Origin of the sequence: Dactylosporangium roseum, from assembly GCF_025264685.1 — a bacterium.
Lineage (GTDB): Bacteria > Actinomycetota > Actinomycetes > Mycobacteriales > Micromonosporaceae > Dactylosporangium > Dactylosporangium roseum.
Genome location: NZ_CP073721.1, coordinates 3,660,400 through 3,681,748, shown reverse-complemented (window position 1 = coordinate 3,681,748; position 21,349 = coordinate 3,660,400). Strand labels below are relative to the sequence as shown.

Annotated in this window: 10 protein-coding genes; 4 read left to right on the top strand and 6 right to left on the bottom strand. The window is 66.8% G+C overall.

From position 1 onward, the window contains the following. The first annotated feature begins 427 nt into the window (after nucleotides 1–427). The gene (locus Drose_RS17210; protein ID WP_260729206.1) at nucleotides 428–1,819 is read left to right on the top strand and encodes a hypothetical protein; all 1,392 of its coding nucleotides are present in this window, start codon (nucleotides 428–430) and stop codon (nucleotides 1,817–1,819) included. 108 nt (nucleotides 1,820–1,927) lie between these two features. Here Drose_RS17210 and Drose_RS17205 read toward each other — a convergent pair whose 3' ends face one another. Beyond that, nucleotides 1,928–2,455: a hypothetical protein gene (locus Drose_RS17205; protein WP_260729205.1), complete on the bottom strand. Its 528-nt coding sequence runs from the start codon at nucleotides 2,453–2,455 to the stop codon at nucleotides 1,928–1,930. 98 nt (nucleotides 2,456–2,553) lie between these two features. On the opposite strand from Drose_RS17205, the gene Drose_RS17200 reads away from it, so the two are divergent. Then, a complete protein-coding gene (locus Drose_RS17200) occupies nucleotides 2,554–3,216 on the top strand; it encodes a DUF6308 family protein (protein WP_260729204.1) in 663 nt (220 codons plus the stop codon). A 386-nt stretch (nucleotides 3,217–3,602) separates the two neighbouring features. Here Drose_RS17200 and Drose_RS17195 read toward each other — a convergent pair whose 3' ends face one another. Next, on the bottom strand, nucleotides 3,603–7,028 hold the full coding sequence (locus Drose_RS17195; protein ID WP_260729203.1) for a helicase-related protein: 3,426 nt from the start codon (nucleotides 7,026–7,028) through the stop codon (nucleotides 3,603–3,605). A gap of 118 nt (nucleotides 7,029–7,146) precedes the next feature. On the opposite strand from Drose_RS17195, the gene Drose_RS17190 reads away from it, so the two are divergent. Beyond that, complete coding sequence (locus Drose_RS17190; protein ID WP_260729202.1) at nucleotides 7,147–9,807, top strand: DEAD/DEAH box helicase; 2,661 nt, start codon at nucleotides 7,147–7,149, stop codon at nucleotides 9,805–9,807. A 44-nt stretch (nucleotides 9,808–9,851) separates the two neighbouring features. On the opposite strand, the gene Drose_RS17185 is transcribed toward Drose_RS17190, so the two are convergent. From Drose_RS17185 to Drose_RS17170, 4 genes are read right to left on the bottom strand one after another with little or no spacing between them, the layout of a single operon-like run. Continuing rightward, nucleotides 9,852–10,907 carry a DUF2220 domain-containing protein gene (locus Drose_RS17185; RefSeq protein ID WP_260729201.1) on the bottom strand — a complete coding sequence of 352 codons (1,056 nt, stop codon included), beginning with the start codon at nucleotides 10,905–10,907 and terminating at the stop codon, nucleotides 9,852–9,854. Then, nucleotides 10,904–15,421: a hypothetical protein gene (locus Drose_RS17180; protein WP_260729200.1), complete on the bottom strand. Its 4,518-nt coding sequence runs from the start codon at nucleotides 15,419–15,421 to the stop codon at nucleotides 10,904–10,906. The genes Drose_RS17185 and Drose_RS17180 overlap by 4 nt, the downstream gene beginning before the upstream one ends. Nucleotides 15,422–15,430: 9 nt before the next feature. Beyond that, a complete protein-coding gene (locus tag Drose_RS17175; RefSeq protein WP_260729199.1) occupies nucleotides 15,431–16,225 on the bottom strand; it encodes a hypothetical protein in 795 nt (264 codons plus the stop codon). Then, entirely contained in the window at nucleotides 16,222–17,691 is a 1,470-nt protein-coding gene (locus Drose_RS17170) for a hypothetical protein (RefSeq protein WP_260729198.1), read from the bottom strand. The genes Drose_RS17175 and Drose_RS17170 overlap by 4 nt, the downstream gene beginning before the upstream one ends. A gap of 377 nt (nucleotides 17,692–18,068) precedes the next feature. On the opposite strand from Drose_RS17170, the gene Drose_RS17165 reads away from it, so the two are divergent. Beyond that, the gene (locus Drose_RS17165) at nucleotides 18,069–21,251 is read left to right on the top strand and encodes a DEAD/DEAH box helicase (protein WP_260729197.1); all 3,183 of its coding nucleotides are present in this window, start codon (nucleotides 18,069–18,071) and stop codon (nucleotides 21,249–21,251) included. Nucleotides 21,252–21,349 lie beyond the last annotated feature (98 nt).

The window sequence follows — 21,349 nt, the reverse complement described above, 5'->3', positions numbered from 1 at the left end:
TGAGGCCAGACCAGAAATGGGGCAATTCCTTCCCACAACCACCGATCTTCGACCGCCTGGGTAGCCGTGGACGCCGACGCGGTCGGCTCGCACAGGATCCTCGGTCCGCAATCTCGAGTGCCCTGTAGTCCGGCGGCCGGACAGGCCCAACACTGAGGAGCGGAAGGCCATGAAGCTGGTGGACCACGCGTCGGACCAGTTGGGACGAGTGTCGACCATGGTGAGGTCACCCGAGGCGGCGCCGAGGAAGTGACATGCCGACTCAGTCTCGCTAGCGACCGACCAGTCCGCCCGCCAACCCCATTCACTCAAGGTTGTTTCTCTGTCGCTCTTCGTGATAACTCGTTAATATAGTCACCATCGTCTATCACTCGGAGCCTGTGTGGATGTCGACATACTTCTTCGACAACTTTCTACACCTGCACGATTGCAGATCAACTCCACGTCGAGCTTGGCTGGCGAGGTCTTCGCAAAAGCAAATGGCGGGACGGACAGCCCGCCAGGGGCGCGGCGGTACCTCAAGACGCCGGAAGCGGTTGCGACGGACAAGATCGTCCAGACCAGTCCCACTGACGTTCTGCGTGAGTTGGGCGTTGCCACAACGCTCCTGACGCGGTCGCCGTTCGTGGCGGTCGCCCAGCAGTGGGCGCACCTCCGATACTGCGCCACGCTCACCAACAGCCCGAAAGGCATGCTGGCACTGACACGGCACGCCGCCGACGAGGTCGTGCATCACCACAAGATGGTCCAGTCGGAGCAACTCGGCATCGGGCTCGCGCTCGTGGTCGCGCGTGCGGCGCTCGCAAGGCGACATCCAGGCGTCGTCTTCCACGCGGTCGACGCCGATGTCGCACTCGCCGCAGGCTTCATCGAAGGCGTGTCGGGAGAGGTGCGAAATGCCGCAGGCACGAGGAAGCGGCCGGACTACTTCCTGATCGGCTGGGACCGAGGCGTTGTGCATGTGGTTGTACTGGAGTGTAAGGGTACGCACTTCAAGCGCGCCGACGTCGTCAAGCAGTTGGCCGACGCCTGCCTGCAGGTGCGTGCGGTCCAGGTCGGCACCCACACCCTCTACAGCCTGATGGTGGCATCCCAGCTTTCCAAGAACGGCATCACGTCCCACATCCTCGACCCTCCCGGCAACGACGGCCTCTGGTCGGGCACGGAAGACGAACTTGACGAACTGCTGGCCGAGGTCCCCGAGGAGCAGGACTGGCGGCCGGAAGAGCCATCAACCTCGGACGCTAGTGATGATGGCGGCCCAGCGACCCAGACACCGCCAGTCCCCGACTCGCCGGAGCCCCCCGACGGAACGACCTCGCCGCAGCCGCCTCAACCGCCGGCACCGTTTCACATCCCGGAAGTGCGGCGCGGATGGTTCACGCAGGTCTTGACCCGCGCGACAGCCGCATCTGTACTGCTCTTCGCGGGAAACAGCTCAGCAGCGTCCGACTACACGACGCCCCGCCAACGCGGTGAACTGAGCGGCGCGCTACCTGGGACGGAGGAGCCCTGGCCGGATACGACGAACGACCAACTGACCCTACCCGGAGGACCAACCCTGGAGGGAACATCGATGCCTATGCCCTTGACCAACGGCAAGACGCTCATCGTGTTCCGCGGTGTCGAGCAACAGGTATACCGCCAACTCCGAGACGGCGACCTACGCGCGTACCGGCGCAACGCTGGCAGCCTGTACCGATGGTGGCATGCCGGCCGTGCATCCCGCCTGCCAGGAGGTGCTCTCTCTGTCGGGCTGGACGGGACTGCACTTCTCCTACGAGTCGCCAACGACCCACGCGACACCGACCGCAAGTAGCGTCGCAGTTGGAAACCGCAATCTTGAAACGAGAGGTCCGTAACCACTCAACTGGAACCGCAGACTGCAGTACGCCCGCCGAGCAACCTGCAGGTAGCCAGACATCAGTTACGAGAACAGCGACAGCAGTGCACGCTGCTTCGCTGACAACGACAGTGGCGGGGTCGGTCCGGCGTCCGGGAAAATCCGGGCGGCTTCGAGGTCAGACTTGCGGATGCTTGTGGCGATACCGATTTTGACGTTCCGCTCGTTCAACTGCTCGAACAGCCGGCCCGTCGCGAACAGGTACGCGGCGGCTATACACCACCGGTGATGGCGCACCACGCCTGCAGGTCGCCGTGGTCCGCTAAGCACCAAATGGTAGTCACACGGATGCGGGCTCAGGTCGATCCCGGCAACCGCCTCCCCGTACATCTTGACGTTGACCGTTGCGCCGTGGAGCGGTCCTGACCGAAATCTGCCGTCGTGGCCCGGTTGGGTCGCCGTCATCGCGAGTTCGATGTCGAACACTTGGGCGGCGATGAACTCGCCGACGTCGCCCCGCCGAGCCGAGCGGCCCGTCACCTCCGCGATCTTGAAATCAAGTTCGTCGCGGGCCCGAAGCAGTTCGGCCAGTTGGCGAAGGTCCTCGCTCACGTTCACTCCACCTCTGGCTAGCCGGAGCCAGCCCTATGATAGTGCCGGGAACGTGTCCTGCCTCATCCACCAGATGCCGGCGACGTACGCTCCTGATCGTGAAACAGCGGAGCAGACAGCGTAGGTCCGTCGCAGAGCTGAAGTTGCATGCATCAGCGTATCTAAACGCTTACACCGACCCGGCTGGCTGCTTCGCGTTCACAACCTACGACCAAGCCGCGATACACGACGGGCCGATTACTGCGGCCGACATCCTGATGGCCAACCTGCTCAGTCTTCGACTGGGTTGGTCCGACGTCACCCCGCTCTTCTCTGCGGCCGAGTCACGGTTCTCTGTTCTCCGTCAGGCCTTGGACGACGCCCTCGACGAGGTTCGGCATCTGCCTGGCCTAGAGGACTGCGACGACGTGCAGATCGCAATGCCGGCTTTGGACAACGCCAACCAGACTGCTCGAGCGATGCAGCCCTATAACCCGAAACGCCACAGAACTTGGACGGAGGTGACGGTGTCGAAGGTGCTCCACCGGCTCGCCCCGGTTGTACCGATTATCGACTCGTCCGTGAAGGCGTTCTACGCGACCGCCGTGCCCGGCCGTGTCCGGCAGCGCATGCGAGACGACCTGTGCGCGAACCGCGACTGGATGATTGAGCTCGCCAAGTCCCATCCCGTCCGCGAACATCCCATGCCGCTGACCCGTGTCGCGGACATCCTCATCTGGATGGACAGCCGAGCCAGCCCTGCGGCCATCGCCCGAGCTTGACGGCTCGGTGGCCGAGCTCCTGCAAGTGGCCGAGCGAGATTGGACAGCGACGTTCCCGGTCGTAGCGTGGGAGGCTCGCAGTGAACTACATCCAAGTGTCCGACTACGGTCATATCGTCCAGGAAACGCCGCTGAGACTCTCCCTCATGCCGAGCGGTCCGACGGCATGAGGAACGCGGAAACGCCGAGTCGTCGAGCCGAGGACGGGCCGCGCCAGCGAACTCGAGAGATCACCGCCACCTACCAGGTCGCCGGCTTCGAATCCCGGCGGCGGCGAGTATTACCGATATGACAGCCCAGTTGCCGCAGGCGCTTCGGCGAGCAGTTGGGACGATGATCACGATGACGGCGCACGCCTGATCAGCCGCCCAATCGGGCGGCTTGGATCAGAACGGCGCGGAGCCGGCGGACCAGGCCTTCCGCCAGCCAATCCTGACCCCGGACGCAGTGAGGTCAGCGGAGTCGATGCCGATGAAGGGTTCCGCGAGGTACCGTACTTCGCCATAACCGGATCTGGTGCGGCTGACGGTGACCAGAGCGAGGCGGTAGTGCGGGGCGGCATTCTTGCCGGTGAGGATCTCGTTGTGGGTAACGTAGAAGTCGTCGGCACCTTCAAACCGGGTCTTGACCTCGATACGGATCGAAGGGCCGCCGTCGGTCGGAACCGACACGACGTCGTAACCGGGGTTGCCGAACGCCTCCTCGTGCGGGTGCCGGCCGAGCGCGCGCTCGACGGCAAGGACGAAATCGATGCCGCGCCGTTCGACGGCCTTGTTCTCGCTTGCGCGGATCGGGGCGTCCGCCGCGATCATGCTCCCGACGGCGGAGAGGGGAAGTACCAGGGCGGCAGTCGTGATACGGGGCGGTCTGGTGGCCAGGCGAGCCTGCTGCCCAAGCAGCGCCAGCCGGGTCTGCCTGCGGACCGTGAGGTCCTGCGCCTTGCGCAGAAGGCTCTCGGAGCTTTCCTTCGGCTTGACGCCGCTTCGCTCTCGTTCCCGCGCCGCCATCGCTTCGCCGACAAGCCGGTTCGATTCGTGCGCCAGGCGCTGGTCGACCCGGATGCGGGTCCGCTCGATCTCTGCGAGCCGGCGGGGCGAGACCTCGGCGAGGTACTCCTGGAGTGAGTGACCGATGATCCATGTCCGGGCGCGCGACTCGGCCTCGCCGAGCCATGGCAGCTTCGCAGCGCTGGTCACGGCAGCGGCGCGCGGTGCGGGGACGCAGTCGAGATATGGTGCCGGGCCGGCGGGCGTGACCCGACCGTCGGCATCGACGTAGGCATATCGGAACCGCCGGGCGACGGATGCTTCGGTGCCGTCGGCGACCTCCTCCACCACGCCCACAAGTACCTTCGGATCCTCGATCTCCGCCGAGACCAGGATCGTGCCGCGCTCCAGCAGTGCTCGCAGCTGCGTGGTCGTCAGGTCGGCCACGGCGTCGTGGAGTGGATGGCCGGGGGCAAGGAGATCGGCACGCGGCTTGCCGTCCGCGTGGATACGGTCGAGCTCGAACGTGACCCGCTCGTAGCGCGAGGCCACCGGCCCGTGCTTCGTGACGGCGCGGACGGCTGCGGGTATCTGGCTGATCTCGTAGCGGCCGCGCTCGCGCCGGGCAATGCGGCCCCCGAGTCGCTGGAAGGCGTGGCGGAAGGCCCACTCGATGTAATGCGGTTGCAGGCGCCGGGCGCGGGCCTCCTCCATGTCCCGGCGCATCTGGACCAGGTCCGCGTCCGCGATGGTGTCGTGGGCGAGCGCGCGTTCCTCGAGCAGCTCCTTCAACCCGTGGGCGACCGAATCGTCGATGACCTGCTCCATCCGGGCCCTGGTCTCGGGGAGGTCGCCGTAGCGAATGGCCTCGATGAGCAGGTCGCGGAGCGGCGTCTCGTCGAAGGCCGAGCCGAGGACGTCGAAGACCTTGCCGCCGTACGCCTTGCGCTGTTCCTCGACCTTCTGCAGCAGCCGGGTGAACACCTCGCCCTCGCGGGTGTTCGCGGCTACCAGGTTCCATAGCCGGCAGACCTCAGTCTGTCCGATGCGGTGGATACGGCCGAAGCGCTGCTCGATGCGGTTGGGGTTCCACGGAAGGTCGTAGTTGACCATCAGGTGGGCCGCTTGGAGGTTGAGCCCTTCGCCGGCCGCGTCGGTGGCGAGAAGCACCTGGCAGGCGGGGTTCTTGGTGAACTCCTCGGTGATCGCCCGCCGGTCGGCCCGCCGCACACTGCCGTGAATGGCCTGGACCGCCCCGGGCCGGCCGAGCAATGCGCGGATCTTGGTGGTCAGATAGTTCAGGGTGTCACGGTGTTCGGTGAAGATGATCAGCTTTCGAGGCCGCTCGGCACCGGGACGGATGAGGTCGTTGTCCTCCAGAATCCTGCGCAGTTCAACCCATTTGCGATCGGTGTCGAGGTTGCGGACCCGCCGGGCTATCAGGATGAGCCGGTCGAGATCGGCCAGTTCGGTGTTGAGCTCCGCGACGGTGCGAGCCGTGGTGGCCGCGTCGAGCAGCTCCTCCTCCATCTGCTCGGTCTCTTCGGCGGTGAACTCGTCGCCGTCCCACTGTCCCGGGTCGATCACCGCAGGCTCGGCGATGCTGCGGCCGTGGATCAAATCGTCGCGGCGGCGCGCGAGTCGTTCGGCACGCCGCACCAGCGACTGGTAGATCGCCTCGGGACTGGACGCCAGACGTCGCTGCAGCACCGTGAGCGCGAAGCCGACGGTATTGCGGCGTTTGTCGTCCAGCCGTGCCGCACGGTTCATGCCCTCACGCACGTAGTTGGTGACGCGCTCGTAGAGGTCCTGCTCGTCCGCGGTGAGCTGGTATGGCACGGTCTGGGCGATGCGTTCGGGGAAGAGTGGTTTGCCGGTGAACGTGAGGAGGTCCTCCTTGACCATGCGGCGCATGAGTCCGCTGGTGTCGGCGTTGTGGACACCGGACTTGAACCTGCCCTCGAAGCCGTCGCGTTCCAGCAGCGTGAGGAAGAGCTGGAAGTCCTCCTCCTTGCCCGCGTGCGGGGTGGCGGTCATCAGCAGCAGGTGGCGGGTACGTTCCCGCAGTCGCTCACCGAGCTGGAACCGCCGGGTCTTGTTCACCTTGCCGCCGAAGTAGTGCGCGCCCATCCGGTGGGCCTCGTCCACCACCACGAGATCGAACTCGGCGTCGTCGAGCTGAGCGGTCAGCTCCTCACTTCGCGCGAGCTGGTCCATCCGGGCGATGAGCAGCGGGTACTGCTCGAACACGGTCGAGCCGAACGCCGCGTCGACCATGGCCGGAGTGAGCATGTCGAAACGCAGGCCGAACTTGAGGTAGAGCTCGTCCTGCCATTGGTCGACCAGTCCGCCGGGCGCGACGATCAGGCACCGCTGCACGTCATCACGCAGCACCAGCTCCTTGATGTACAAACCGGCCATGATCGTCTTGCCGGCGCCGGGGTCGTCGGCAAGCAGGAACCGCAGCGGTGAGCGGTCGAGCATCTCCCCGTACACGGCCTGAATCTGGTGCGGTAACGGCTGCACGTCGCTCGTGGCCACCGCCAGCATCGGGTCGAACAGCCCGGCCAGCGAAATCCGCTGGACCTCGGCCACCAGGCGGAACTCCTCGGCGGCGGCGTCGAACGGCCGGCTGCTCGCATCGGACCGACTCAACTTGGCCTCATCGGCACGGAACAGCACCTGCTGGCGCAGCCCGCCGTCCAGCGTCTTGTAGGTCAGCTCCACGGCATCCGAACCATGCCACTGCGCCGCGATAACCACGATCGTCTCGCCGGGGACCACGCCGCTGACCCGGACACCGGATGTGAGTTCCTCAAGCCGCATGAACCTACCTCCACCGACAGCCGCAGCACGTGCGCACGAGCTTCGCCATTATGACGATCCCGTTCCGCATCGCGGATCCTTTACCATCACCAGACGCCAACCCGTTCGGCAGTGAGGCATGGACAAGACAGAGCGCGCAGAGATCCGAAGCCTCGCGGCCGACCTCGAACACTGGGGCCGGCGAGCCACAGAGATTCAGGCACGGCGGCATGCCGTCCAGGCCGCCGCGGCCAACGGCGAACAGAACCTGCGAACCCGCAGCGTCGGGATCAACCGAGCAGGCCGGATCGCCTGGCGCGTTGTTCCCCTCCAATCCAGCGACCAGGGCATTGTCGGACACCTCTGGCAGCGCGCGAACCTGCCTGCGGAAACCGCCGGCGACCGCGCCCTGCAGCGGCTGCTCACCAAGGAAGCGCCGCGGGTCATCGCCGAGGTCAGCCCGCTGCTCGGCCTACGTCGCTTCTTCACCGGATCGGCGAAGAAGCAGTCGGCTGAAGCTGCGGCTGATGCGCTGCGCCGTCACCATGCGGCGATCACCAAAGCCCGCGGACCGCAGCGCCTTGAGCAACTCGGCTCCGTCGACGCGACCTACCGTTCGGGATTGCCCGGGTTGCATGCGCTGCTCGATCCGGCGCTGCGGTTGGAACTCCTGTCGGGGCGGTCCGGCCCACGACCGGAGATGCTCGACCGGTCCGTCTTCAGCGGTCTGCCTGCGGCGCTCGACGCGATCGCCAAGGTCGTCGCGAGCGAGGACTCCTACCGCTCCGCGGCGCGCGCCGCAGGTGACAAGGTTCGCAAGGCAGAGGTACAGCGCGTCCTGCAGGAGATGCCGCTGGAGGCGCTCAAGGACGCGACCCGTGACCGTCTCCGGCTGGGCCCGCTCGCCGATGCCGGCGTCACGACCGTGCACGCGGTACTGCACCGGGGAAACGCCCTGGCGATGCTTCCCGGCGTTGGCGAGACCTCCGCGCGGCGCATGCTCGGTGCGGCACGGACGCTGCAACGCACAACGTACGATGAGATGCCGGTCCGCATCGACATCGCCAAGCGCCATCCGGAAACCACCCACCTGCTGCGCTGCCTTGCCGACTGGGACGCGTGCCGGGTGACCCGGGGCGCGGCCGACGACCTTGCGCGCGCGGCCGAGCTCGCTCCGTTGCGCGCCGCCATCGGCGTCTGGACAAGCCACCTGCTCGTGATACCGGCCGCGACGGCTGCCGTCGACGATCTGCGCGAGAGCATCCAGGTCGTCACACGGCGGGCCGATCAGCTTGGCATGTCCTCCGGGTCGGGGGCCGCCGGCGTCCGCGCGGACCCGTGGGACGACTTTCTGGCCCGGCCCGCCGACTACTTCGCCATGCTCTCCGAGCTCGGATTCATCACCGCGGACGAGAACGCGGTGCACGGAGATCTCCCGGAGGAGATCATCGAGGCGGTGCGTAACCAGGCGCTGAGCGGTGAGCACTTGACAGCGTCGCTGCGCGGCTACCAGAGCTTCGCCGCCCGCTTCGCCCTCGTGCAGCGAAAGGTCATCATCGGGGACGAAATGGGCCTCGGCAAGACGGTCGAAGCCATCGCTGTCCTTGCCCACCTCCGCAGCCGGGGTGACACCCACTTCCTGGTGGTATGCCCGGCCGCAGTCGTCACGAACTGGCTGCGCGAGGTGGCCGGCAAGTCGAAGCTGCGACCGTACCGGGTGCACGGGCCCGAGCGTACCCAGGCGGCCCGCACGTGGATGCGGGACGGCGGCGTCGCCGTCAGCACGTACGAAACCCTGGCCTGGCTGGAGTCCGCGCTGACCGGCCCGCGCGACCTCGCCTGCCTCGTGGTCGACGAGGCGCACTACATCAAGAATCCCCAGGCGCAGCGGAGCAGAAGAACGACGGCCCTCATCACCCGCGCTGATCGCGCCATCCTGCTCACCGGCACACCGTTGGAGAACAGGCTTGAAGAATTCCGCAACCTGGCCTCGTACGTGCGGCCGGACCTCACCGTCGACGCCACGGAGCTGGCACCGCGGAAGTTCCGGCGGCAGATCGCACCGGCCTACCTTCGCCGCAACCAGGAGGACGTGCTGACGGAACTCCCCGAGCTCGTCGAGGTCGAGGAGTGGCTGCCGATGTCGACCGCAGACAGTGCCCGCTACCGCGGCACCGTCGAGCAGGGCAACTTCATGGAGATGCGGCAGGCGGCCATGCTCGATGGGCCGAAGTCGACGAAGATGCAACGGCTGATCGAAATTGCCCGTGAAGCGGCGGACAACGAGCGGCGAGTCATCGTCTTCTCCCACTTCCGGCAGGTGCTGGACCTGGTCGCCCAGTCGCTGCCCGGCCCGGTGTTCGGACCGCTGACAGGTTCGGTACCGGCGAACCAGCGCCAGCAGATGGTGGACCGATTCTCCTCCGCCACACACGGCGCCGTCCTGGTTGCCCAGATCCTGGCCGGCGGAGTAGGACTCAACATCCAGGCCGCATCCGTCATTGTCATCTGCGAACCCCAGCTCAAGCCCACCACCGAGGCCCAGGCGGTCGCTCGTGCACACCGGATGGGACAGGTGCAATCGGTACAGGTGCACCGGCTGCTGTCCGAAGACAGTGTCGATCAACGGATCGTCGAATTGCTGGCCGCCAAGAAGCGGTTGTTCGACGACTTCGCCAGGGTCAGCGACATGGCCGACTCCGCTCCCGAGGCTGTGGACCTCTCCGAGGCCGAACTCGCCCGCAAGGTCGTGGCCGCTGAGCGGGAACGACTCGCCCGACGCTCGACTGGCCAGACCTGACTGGACGCGTCGTGAGGCAGACCTCCGGGCGAAGGGACGGCCGCCTACAGATCCTCGGCCCACGTCGCCGCTGCGTCCATGAGTACTCGCGTAGATACAGCCTCCTGTGGAATGCGCTGCCCGTTTACCAGTAGTGTTCGAGCCGGCAGCGCGAGCTGTTCGAGCCATTTGGCGATGCCACTGGCACGTTGCGGTTCAACTGGCGGTTGCCCAGGTTGAACCGCGCCGCAGTCAAGCAACAAGCGATAGAGGCCGTATGCCGGACGTACAGCCGGCAGGCCCTCGGCGGCGGCCGCCGTTGCGGCTGCTGCCGGGATGCGCAGCCCGTCGGCGTCCAGGTCGCCGAAGTAGGCGATGTCCCGGACGTCCGGCAGTTCGCCGACGCTCAGCACCGACGCTTCGAAGGCGCCGCCGGCTCCCCATCCAACAAATCCGACGTTCGTAGCTGTGCCGGGCAGGACTCGGCTCAGCGAGTCGAACGTGTCGGCGTTCTCCACCACGAGCAGGATCGGGCCGCTCCCGACGTGCCGCACGGGTAGCGGCGGGTGCGCGCGGAACGTCCGCAGCAGATCGAGCGTGAGCCGGCCCGGCCCGAACAGCGACGTACCGATCAATGCGTCCAGTCGCTTTTCGTACCCGAACACCTCCAAAGACCGCTCCCGCAGCGGCAGGACGTCGCGATCGCGGCCTCGGTCGCGTAGCCAGCCGTTGATCGTCTGCAGCACGCCGATCTGCCCGACGGTCAGCTTCGCCGTGGCCGCCCAGGCGAGCTCTGGCCGCCATGGCACCGCCCGGGCCAGCTCGGCAGCACTCGCCGTCGCTGTAGGCGCCGGCAAGGTCAGCCGGATTGGCAACGGTGGTGCCGCCGACCGGTCGAGGCTTTTCGACGGTATGACCACGCCTGCTTCTGCCAGAGCAGCGATCGTCGCGGCAAGGTCGAGCCGGCGCGTCGGACGGGTGGAGGATGCTGGGTCGGCGCGGGCGAAGAGTGGCCAGAGCTCGGCTAGCGTGATGGTTCGCCGGTCCCATGCGTCGAGTTCAGCCGCGAGGCGGCCCGCCCGGGGGGTCAACGAGTGATCGTGCGATGCGGCGATGTTCATCCCGGCCTACGGAAGACGCGAGTGGCGGTTACCGTGCCCGGCGCTATCTCGCCCGATGCCGCGTCGTCACCGCTGAACGGTTCGGGGAGCTGCTGCCGGACGATTTCTGCGACCCTGATGTGCTTCATCCCGGCCCGCAGGTCGGCGTCGTTTCGCATACGCACCCACAGCGGGAACGCTGCCAACGCCCGGTCATCGGACAGCCCGGTCGTGTACACGAGCTGCACCCCCAGCGCGGCAGCCACACCCTGTTGTAGCTCCAACAGGTACTCGGCGCTGGCCTTGCCGATCGGATTATCCAGGAACAGCACCCCGGAGTGTCGTGCGCGCAGCTGACCGCGTTCGTTGGCTCGCAGCGCGGCCATCGTGCAGTAGAGGACGATGGCGGCGGTGAGTTCCTGACCGCCGGAGAACACCTCGTTCATGCTTTCGACCGGCACGCGTTCGTCGCGCAGCACCGCGTCCGGCTTCAGAACGTCGACGGCGAAGCCTTTCGGCACCGCCGCCTCAACGCTGCGCAGCAGCAGGGCGAGTCCGTCGCGTTTGGGCGCCGTGCCGCGGCTTCCCGCGTTGCGGCTGCTGGTTGCGGTGGCAAGGTCGTCGACGACTTCGCCTACCCGGGCGGTGAGGAGGCTCGGGTCGGGTTCGGTGAAGCGGATGCGCACGAACTCCTTGCCCACCCAGTCGCCGAGGCCGGCAGGGAGCTTCGACAGCCGGGAAGCGGTTCGTAGCGTCTTGAGGGCTCCATCAACGAGGGCCGACAGCCGGTCGACGATGAGCTTTCGGTGGCGGCTCGCCGAGTCCAGGTCGGTGGTCAAGGTAGCCAAGCGTTGTTCGAGCTGCGTGGTGAACTCACCGGCGCGAGCGGCCACCTGCTCGCGGTCGAGGCCGACAAGGGCTCGGCGGGCCATGTTGTTCATCGTCTCGAACTGCGAGTTTCCGGCGAAGCGTACAGCGTCGTCAACGAGCCTGGCGACCTCGGTCCGGCTGCGGCGTTCCTCGGATCCCGTGACCCGGAACCGGTCACGCACTCGGTCGGTCGCGCCCATCGCCTGGGCGGGTTCCCCGGGAAAGGGCTCGTCGGCCTCGGCATCTGCATGCTCGTCGCCCGCCTCCGTCTGTTCGAGCAGGGTGGCAAGCGGCGTGACGACCTCGCGGAAGGCCCGCGTCGCCTCGGCAGCGGCAGCCGCCCGGCTTTCGAGATCCGCAGTGTGAGCATTCGCGGCTTCGAGACGTTCTTGGGCCGTGCGTTGCTCGGTGACGGCCGCCGCAAGCAGCGTCCTACCGTGTTCGGCGGACGTCGGCCGCCGGTCGTCGGGCAGCTGGATCCACACCCTGCGGTTGTCGGAAGGCGTGTTCGACGCCAGCTCGTTGCGGAGCCTTCCGATCTGTTCGGTGGCGGCGCCGACGGCCGCGTCGCAGCGGGTCCGTTCGCGCTCGGCTCGGGCAACCGCCGCCTGCCGGCCCGCGGAGTCGGCGCCGTCCGGGGTGGCCAGCAGTTCCCGGGCACGGCCGACGTCGGACGGGTTGCGGCCGGCCAGTTCGGTACGCAACCGTGCCGCCTCGGTTTCCGCCGCTCCCGCGGCGGCGCGCAGGTCGTGTCCGACCTCGACCGCGGCGTAGGTGGCGGCCGCCGCCAGATAGGCGGCCCGCAGTTCGGTGAGACTGTCGTCCGGCACGCCGTCGGGCAGCTCTCCGGTAGCGGTTACCACGTCACGCATCCCGTCGCGGTGGCGCGCCGCGCGGTCTGCCGCGTTCTCCGCGGCCCGAGCTGCCTCGGAGGCCAGCTCAAGAGCCCGTTCCCGCTCCGCGGTCAGTGTTTCAACGGTGCGATCGGCAAGTTTTATTGCCTCGTCCAACTCGGGGAGCCGCGCTCGCTGCTGCATCGCGTCCTCGACCGCCTCGGCCAGGTGTCGCAGCGCCATAGATCGTTCGACGGCGGTACGCTCAGCTGTGCGCAGCTCAACAAGCTCAGCACCGATCTGCTCCAGTTTCTCCGCAGCGTCGCCCGCGGCATCACGGGCGGTGCGATCGGCTTCAACGGCCGCTCCAAGGGCTTCCTCCGCAAGGGCGAGAGCCTGACGCAGTTCGTCGAGCCGGCCCGGCGGGCAGGTCTTCCGCCACGCCGTCAGCTCGGCGCGGAGCTCCCTCAGCTGGGTCAACAGCTCATCGCCGGTCTGGATTTCGGCGCCCCGGGCAGTCATCGCCCCGCGCAACTCAAGACGACGGCGCTCCGCGGCCTCGGGGTCGAACAACGCCGGGTTCGGCTCGACGACGAACTGTTCTACCGCTGCGGGTTCGCTGGCATGTTCGGGCGTGGGACTGGCCTCTCCGTGCATTCGGAGTAGGCGTGCGCCGGTTCCGACCGCCACCGCGGCGGCGGGCAGCAGGCGGGCGGCGTCAAGCGCCGTGCGCGCAGCCTCGACGGCGCCGACGTCAACGACAACGACGCCGTCAACGAGCTGCGGGTGGTCGGAGATGATCTGGCCACGCTCGTCGGCGGGTACGTTCTCGGCCAGATATCGCCAACCGGCGTGGGCTGCGATCCCGACCGTCCGCAGCGCATCGAGGCTCTGTTCGACCTCCGGTCTCGACGGAAGGAGGCCACCATTGCCCAGCGCGTCGAGGATGCGCTGGTCGTCACGCTGGGCTGCTCGCAGCTCGCTCAGGTGTTCGTCCCGCAGTTTCGCATCGGCGTGCAGCCGTTCAACGATCGTTTCGGCGCAGGCGTCGAGCGTCGCGGCGTCTACTTGGTCGGCGCCGAGCGCCACCCGGACGTACTCGCTACTTGCCAATGCCTCGGCACGGTCCACAACCGCACTGAGCGCGCCCGCAGCCTCATGACGGCGACCGCGAACCGACACCAGTTCCTCATGCGCCTGCCGCGCGGCGCCCGCTGTCTCGCGAACAACGACACTCGCATCCAGTTGTGCCCGTTCTCTCACCTTGACCAGGTCGGCCGCTGCAGTGGCCGCGGCGGCAGCCTCTCGGTCCGCTTGGGCGACTTCCTGGCCAGCCGCGAGCAGCCCGGCCACGGCGGCCGCCTCGACTTTCGCCCGGGCTCCGGCAACCGCCTGGACAATCGCCGCGCGCTCGGACCGCTGTCCCTGACCGTCCCGAATCGCATCGGTACGTTCGTCGTCGAGCTGCCGCGCGCGACGTTCATGCTCCGTCGCCGCAGTGTTTCTGGCGTCGCGTTCAGCGTAGGCGGCGGCTGCCTCGGTTTGCAGCTTGCGCAGCAGCGCGCCGGCGGCCGTGTCACGGGCGCGTTGTGCCGGCAGCGCGGTCTCCTCGGCTTCGGCGACTCGTGCCGCCAGCTGCGCGGCGTACTGGTCGGCTTCGGTCTGCTGCTCGAGCAGTTCAGCCAGTGCCCATCCGCGCTGGTCGGCCTCGGCCACGTCGCGCCCCGCAATCGCGCGCTGCTGCTCCTCCTTGGCGGCGTCGAGCTCCAGCGCGATCGTCTGCCGCCGGATCTCGTTGGCGACGTCGCGAGCGCGGTCGCGATCAGATTCCCGGGCGCCGGCAGCGGCCGCCGCGGTGTCGGCCGCCTCCCGCAGCAGTCCGGTGCTCGCCGACTCGGCTGCGACCCGTGCCCGCACCCGCCGGAGCAGCACGGCGGCATCGGCCTCCGCCGCCTGCTGCGCGCCACGCGCCGTTCGGTGCCGCTCGAACGCAACCGACACTGGTCGTAGCGCCTCGACCGCGCCCGCGACGAAGTCGCGCTCGAGTAGCAGCGCCTGCCGGTCGCCGACGGTACGGGCATAGCTGTCGAAGTTCTCGGCGACACTGACCGCGTCCTCTGGATCGAGCACAACCTTGAGGAGCCACTCGACGAACTCCCGGCTTGACCCGAACTTGAATGCGTTCGCCGCGTCGCCCTCATCGGAGTTCATCCGGCGCTGAATGCTGAACAGGTCCGGTTCGATTCCGATGTCCCGCAGGTGCGAAGTCCACGCCCCGATCTCCTGGCCGACCCAGTTCAGCTGGGTGACGGGCGTCGCACGGTCGATCTCCTGCAGCGCCTCGCGGAAGCCTTCGAGCCGCAGTCGTCGCCCGTCGGCGGCGAACGGCAGGGTACCGAGTTCGACCCCGGCGTGCGGCCGCAACGACCACCAGTGCTCGGCCAGCCGCTCTCCGGCGGTCGCGCTGCGACGCCGCTGGAGCACCTTGCCGGTGACGACCCTGTCGCCGGTGCGAACGTGCATCCATTCGAGCACAATGTGTGCGGCGTCATCGCCGACGACGAACTTCTCCATCACCGATGCCGAGCCGCCGACAGCGTTTCGCCTGCCCGGCAGAACTACGGAGAACAGCAGTTTGAGCAGCACGCTCTTGCCCCCACCGTTTTCGAGCAGGAGGAGGCTGAAGGGGCTGGGTCGGCGCGGTGGCGAGCTGAACAGCGTGCCTGACACGGGAAGTTCTGCCCCCACACCGGACAAGTCCAGGGTGACGTCTGTGTAGCGGGCGCCTCGCGGGCCGATGCCGAAGAGCCTGATCCGGTTGAGCTCATACATTCGCGCTTCCTACAGCTCGCCCAGTGCGCCGGCCGTCCAGCCGACAGCGATCGTGGCACTACCGTCACTGATCTCGGTGATGCCGAGGCGAAGCAGTTCGTCGAACATCACCACACCTGCCTCGCGGACCTGGGCCCGATAGCGCGGCGTGGTACGAAAGGTGCCGCCCCGCTCATCGCCGGTACGCACGAGCAGTCCCTGGTCCGCCAGGAAGTTCAGCGCTTTGCCGACGATCCCGGTCGTGCTGGTTGCCAGCTTGCGCCCATCCCCGGTACTGCCCGTCTGCGCCCGGCGGGCGTAGACCCGCCAGGCCGCCTCGAGTCCGGGCTCATCAACAGCGACATCGCCGGCGTCTGTGTCAGCCGCCGCAGCGGCCAGACGGTTGGCCGCCTCACGGACGAACGCCTCGACGCCCTCAACCGTGATACGGCCTAGATAGGCTTCGTTGGCCAGGTCGGCGGGGCGCGGAAAGGCCAGGGTTGCCGCGCCCAAGTGTGCCAGCGCGTGCACGACCCGCTCGGCCGCTCGGCCCTCGCCGCCGGCCCGGCGGGAGTACTCGGACATCCGCAGCGCGAACACGCTGTCCTCGGTGGCGCCGACCACGAGACCGCTGCGCTCACTGATCTCCAGCACAACGAGGTCCAGACCGGCAGCGACGGCCTGGACGGCCGCAGCGAACTCATCATCTGTGCGGGCCCGCAGGATCAGCGCACGGTAGGCATCGTCGCGGGCGGGTACGAGCCGGGGACGCAGACCGTACCCGATCAGACGCGCCGCGTCCGCCGTCAGCTGAGCGGTGCTCATGCGACGGCTCCCAGCTCGGTCGGCGGAGCCGCGAATTCGATCAACGCGCGTGCAACGATGAGGTCGGCGCCTCCATAGTCCGGATCGTCGAGCGGTGTGCCGTCGTCGACGGCGATCAGTACGCTCGGTGCTCTGTGGCGGATCGCCGGCTGGATCTCCTGAGCGGCCAGCGCGATCACTCGCACGACGAGCAGCTCGGCCAGCTGCTCGTGTCGGAGTCGAGCCTCTTCTATGAGGCCCGACAGCCGCCGTGGCGCGTCCACGTCCAGGTCGAGCAGCTCCTCGAGCATGTCGTAGCACTCCTCCGGAAACGCTGGCACTGCGTCCTCGTCGGTGAGGTCCGGATCCTCGACCTCGCCACCGAGCAACTCGCGTTCCGCGGGCGGCGTGACGAGCGCGGTGAACAGATCGACCAGACGAACCGCCGGCGGCACGACGGTACCGGCGCTGCGCACGAAGTAGGCGGCGAGTACCTCGTCGGCCTGCGAAACCGGAAGGCGGAGCACCGGCTCAAGCAGCTGGGCGTGCAGATCCAGCGTCGCGGCGGCCGTGGCCGCGGCGAACGTCTGCCGATCCTGCTGCGCTCTGAAGCGCCGGCCCGCGCCCTGCAGCGCCGCTTGGAGCTGTTCGTGGCGGCGCAGGCAGTCGCGGACCACCTCGACGAGCTTGGCCGCCTGCAGCTTGCGAGTTGCGGTGTCGGCGGTATCCCGGATCTCCGTGATGTTCACGAGGATGGCGTTCTCTGCTTTGTACCGCGCCTCGATGTGCTCCAGCGCCTCGGCGATGAACTCGGGCATTTCGTTCAGCCAGTCGACGGTACGTACGTCTCGTTCGGTGGCCTCCAACCGCTGGCGCAGCTTCTCGCCGTACTGGATGGTGCGATAGCGCGCGGCCTGCGCGGCCGCCTGCGCGTCGGACAGCCGGCCGCGCCGGATGAGGGTTTCCAGCCGCAGGTCGGCTGCGATCTGCGCCGACTCAATGTCGACGTCCAGCGCGCCGACTAGGACGTTGACCGCTTCGTTCGTCGCCCGCAGGAAGATCGCACCGTCGGCCCCAGCCACCTCCTCGAGGAGCTTGAAATCGAACGCGTAGCGACTGTAGGTACCGTCGCCACCAGTCGTGCCGTACACGGCGCGGAACCCGCGGTCCGCGGAGCCCACGTTGATGAGGTTCTCCAGGACCCACCGCGCTACCAAGGCGTGCTCGGCGGCATCCCGGTCCGGTGCCTGGCGCGACACGTGGCCGGCGAGGTCAACCACCACCTGCTCGGGTGCCGCACCGGCGTCGAAGTCCATGGCCAAGGTGACGACGTCGATGGCGTTGAGGGCCAGCTCGCTCATTTGGTAGACGGAGAAGTCTGCCGACTTGACCTGCGTCTTGCGACTATCCAGGTCATGTAGGGGTGCCGTACACGCCAGCGCCTTGACGCGCTGAGCGAAGCCGATGTCACCGAGCGTCTGCGACACGGCTACGACACTAACCGCAGGGATGACACAGCGGAAGATCTGCAACACTCACCGTGGATCATGCCCACTTGGCTCTCAACAGAACAGGCTCCGTACCCCGCTGAATGAGGCGTGAAGGTCTTCCAGTGGCCGACCATGCTCGGCGATAGCATCGGCCACCGGCCGCGTAAAGCATGAGATCCAGGTCCCCCTCGTGGCTCCGGAAGCCCAACGTACATGCCACGGTCACGCGGAATGATTAGGCCAACCAGCCATTTGTCTGCGCGTAACGCCGCCGGATGCAGCTGCGATATTCCCCAGGTCACGGCGCAGCTTGTACGTTCCGTAGCACCCACCCATGCCCGACCTTGGTTGGGACATCGTCCGCCAAAGGAGTAATGACGCTGGTTGCCATCACCGCGAACGTGTGGGCCCGTCAACTGACGGTGGAGACCAACACGGTGCGCCAACTTCTTGTGCCCCAAGACGAGCTCGAAGTTCAGGACGGACCGGAGGGACTCTGGGTCGCGGGCCGCGGCGGGCGGTGGCCGGCAACGAGAGCCATCGGAACGGACAAAGACGGCCCACTGACCGCGCAGCTTCCCGTCCTTCGCACCGGCAAGGTGCGCGTCGCCTGGATTGGTTCTCGGAACCCGATCGATCCGAGCGACGTGCTGGCGTCTTACGTGGGCGCCTTCGCATTCCGCTCGCATACGGAACCGCACAGCCTCCGACGTCCACAGATCGGCGCATTGCACTCGGTAGTCGGATATTGGTCTTCCGGACTCAATGACCGTGGCATCGTTGTCATGCCAACCGGGACAGGAAAGACCGAGACGATGATCGCCCTGCTGGTGGCGTGCCAGATCAACAAGCTACTGGTCCTCGTGCCCACAGCTGCGCTGCGACACCAGGTAGCCGGGAAGTTCGAATCGCTCGGCATTCTCCAAGAGCGACAGATCGTCGAACCTTCCGCGCTACGCCCTCGGGTGGGACGGCTTGAGCACGGAATACACGACCCCGCGAACGCCGAAGCCTTCGCCGCTGCGTGCAACGTCCTGGTAGCGACGCCCCACGCCCTCAACGCCTGCTCGGCAGAAGCCCGCGACGCCCTCTTGGCCCAGTTCACGCACCTCATGGTCGACGAGGCCCACCACGCCCCAGCGCCGAGCTGGGCCGCCGTCATCCAGACCTTCGACGACCGACCCGTCCTACTGTTCACAGCAACGCCGTTCCGTGAGGATGGCAAAAACCTCCCCGGGCGCACCATCTTCAGATTCCCGCTGCGCGAGGCCCAACGCGACAACTACTTCACTCACATCGACTACCAGGCAGTACTGAGCCTGACCGGAACCGACTCCGTCATCGCAGACCTTGCTGTTGAGCGCCTGCGGCAAGACCTGGCGGCCGGATTCAACCACATCCTTATGGCCCGAGCTCGCAGCGTGAGCCGCGCCAAGGAGATCATCCTCCTGTACCAAGCGCGAGCTGCGGATCTCTCGCCAGCCCTGCTGCACGACGGGGTGAGCATCAAACAGCGTCGCGCGGTGCTGCAAGCATTGGAAGATCGTTCCTGCCGCGTCATCGTGTGCGTCGACATGCTCGGCGAGGGATTCGATTTGCCATCCCTCAAGGTTGCGGCCCTGCACGATGTCAAGAAGAGTCTGAGCCCGATGATCCAGTTTATCGGACGGTTCACCCGCGCGCCCGATACTCCGACGATCGGCACGGCATCGGTGTTCGTGGCCCGCGACCCCTCTGTCGCACTGTCACCGCTGCGGGATCTGCTACGCGAAGATGCGGACTGGAACCTCCTCCTCACCGACATCACCGAGCGAGCCAGCGCCGCAGCGGAGATCGTCAGCGAGTTCGAAGCATCCTTCAGCGGCGTACCGGACGACGTCGCTGTCGCCTTGCTGGAGCCGAAGATGAGCGCGATCGCGTATCGGGCACTCTCGTCCTCCTGGCACCCCGAACGAGCGCTCACGTTCTACGGAGAGGGCCGCATCCTCAACGACCGTGTCGCCGTCGGGGCCTCGTCGTCAATCGCCTGGTTCGTGGTCGAGCACCGGACCGGCGTGCGGTGGGGCAGCGTCCGCGACCTTGAGCAGGTGATCTTCGAACTCATCATTCTGTACTTCGACGAATCAACACGGTTGTTGTACATCTACAGCTCCCAGAACGCCGGCGACTATGCAGACCTCGCACGCGCCGTACTGGGCGGCGAGCCCGGACCGCTGCGGGGGCCTCGCACATTCCGGGTCCTTGCGCACCTCGACCGGCTGATCCCAACGAACATCGGCCTGCTCGACGCCCGCGACCACTTCAACCGGTTCACCATGTACGTAGGCAGCGACGTCATGGAGGCACTCAACACCGCCGACCGGCAAGGCAAGAGCCAGACGCACATCGCCACCTCCGGTTTCGATCAGGGCGAACGAATCACTATCAGCGCTTCCCTGTCCGGCCGTTTCTGGTCGATGCGATCGGCGCCAAACCTAAAGGAGTGGGCCGATTGGTGCAACGTTCAGGGCACCAAACTGCTCGACGACGGCATCGATCTGGAGGAGGTCTTCAACGGGCTCATCGTTCCCGTTGACCTCACCGAACGAACACCATACGTCCTCCTCGGCCTAGAATGGCCTTGGGAACTGTTTATGGGCCAAGGCGGCGGCGTCACGGTCACCTACAACGATGCCAGCTATCCAGCCGCCGACGTGGGGTTCGAGGTCGATGATTACAGTACCGACGGACCGTTCCGCTTCTCGCTGGTAACACCCGCGTGGCGAATCAAGTACCAGGCCGACTTCACCCAGGCAGGCCTCACCTACTCACCAATGGGAGCCGACGCAGAAGTCCTCTCACACCCAGCACCTGTCCCGCTGGAGACATGGATCAACAAGCACAAGCCCACCCTGTTCCTCGAGGGCGATCGCATGATCACCGGCGAAGACCGGCTCCTGCAGCCCCGCTACGACGTCGAGCCGTTCGACCGCGCCCATCTCACGACATTGAGCTGGATCGGCGTCGACCTCGGCGTGGAATCCCAGGGACCTGAACGGCGCCAGGACTCCATCCAGGCCTTCATGTCACGACACCTTCAGAGCACAGAGGTGTTTGACGTGCTGCTGGACGACGACCGGTCAGGCGAAGCAGCTGACCTCGTTGGTCTTCGCATCCTTGACAATGAACTCATCGTGACCCTCGTACACTGCAAATATTCATCGCAGCCCATCCCGGGTGCACGCCTCGCTGATCTCTATGAGTTGTGCGGCCAGGCCATCCGCGGCGCCAAATGGCGACAACACGGGGCGCAGCCCCTCCTGCGTCACCTCGACCGACGAGCGCGACGCTTCGCGAACCGCACCGGCGTCTCCCCCTACGAGGTCGGCGACATCGCAAGCCTATACCGTATCCGACAGCTCGCCAGCCAGCTCCGACCGAGGTTCCGGACATTGCTGGTACAGCCCGGCCTCTCAAAAGCGGGCTGCACAGATGAACACCTACGCCTCCTCGCTGGCGCAGAATCCTACGTCCACGCCGTAACACGGGGAACATTTGAGGTGTTCTGTAGCCCATAACCGACCGCATTCGCCAGCCCGAGGCGTCGGGGCCTGCGCGGTTGCTGATGCGGCAGGCACGTTTGAGATTGCATCGACCAACGCATAAGATCTTCATA

Coding starts and splice junctions, on each gene's coding strand:
- Drose_RS17195 (WP_260729203.1), bottom strand. CDS start 7,028: ATGCGGCTTGAGGAACTCACATCCGGTGTCCGGGTCAGCGGCGTGGTC.
- Drose_RS17190 (WP_260729202.1), top strand. CDS start 7,147: ATGGACAAGACAGAGCGCGCAGAGATCCGAAGCCTCGCGGCCGACCTC.
- Drose_RS17185 (WP_260729201.1), bottom strand. CDS start 10,907: ATGAACATCGCCGCATCGCACGATCACTCGTTGACCCCCCGGGCGGGC.
- Drose_RS17180 (WP_260729200.1), bottom strand. CDS start 15,421: ATGTATGAGCTCAACCGGATCAGGCTCTTCGGCATCGGCCCGCGAGGC.
- Drose_RS17175 (WP_260729199.1), bottom strand. CDS start 16,225: ATGAGCACCGCTCAGCTGACGGCGGACGCGGCGCGTCTGATCGGGTAC.
- Drose_RS17165 (WP_260729197.1), top strand. CDS start 18,069: ATGACGCTGGTTGCCATCACCGCGAACGTGTGGGCCCGTCAACTGACG.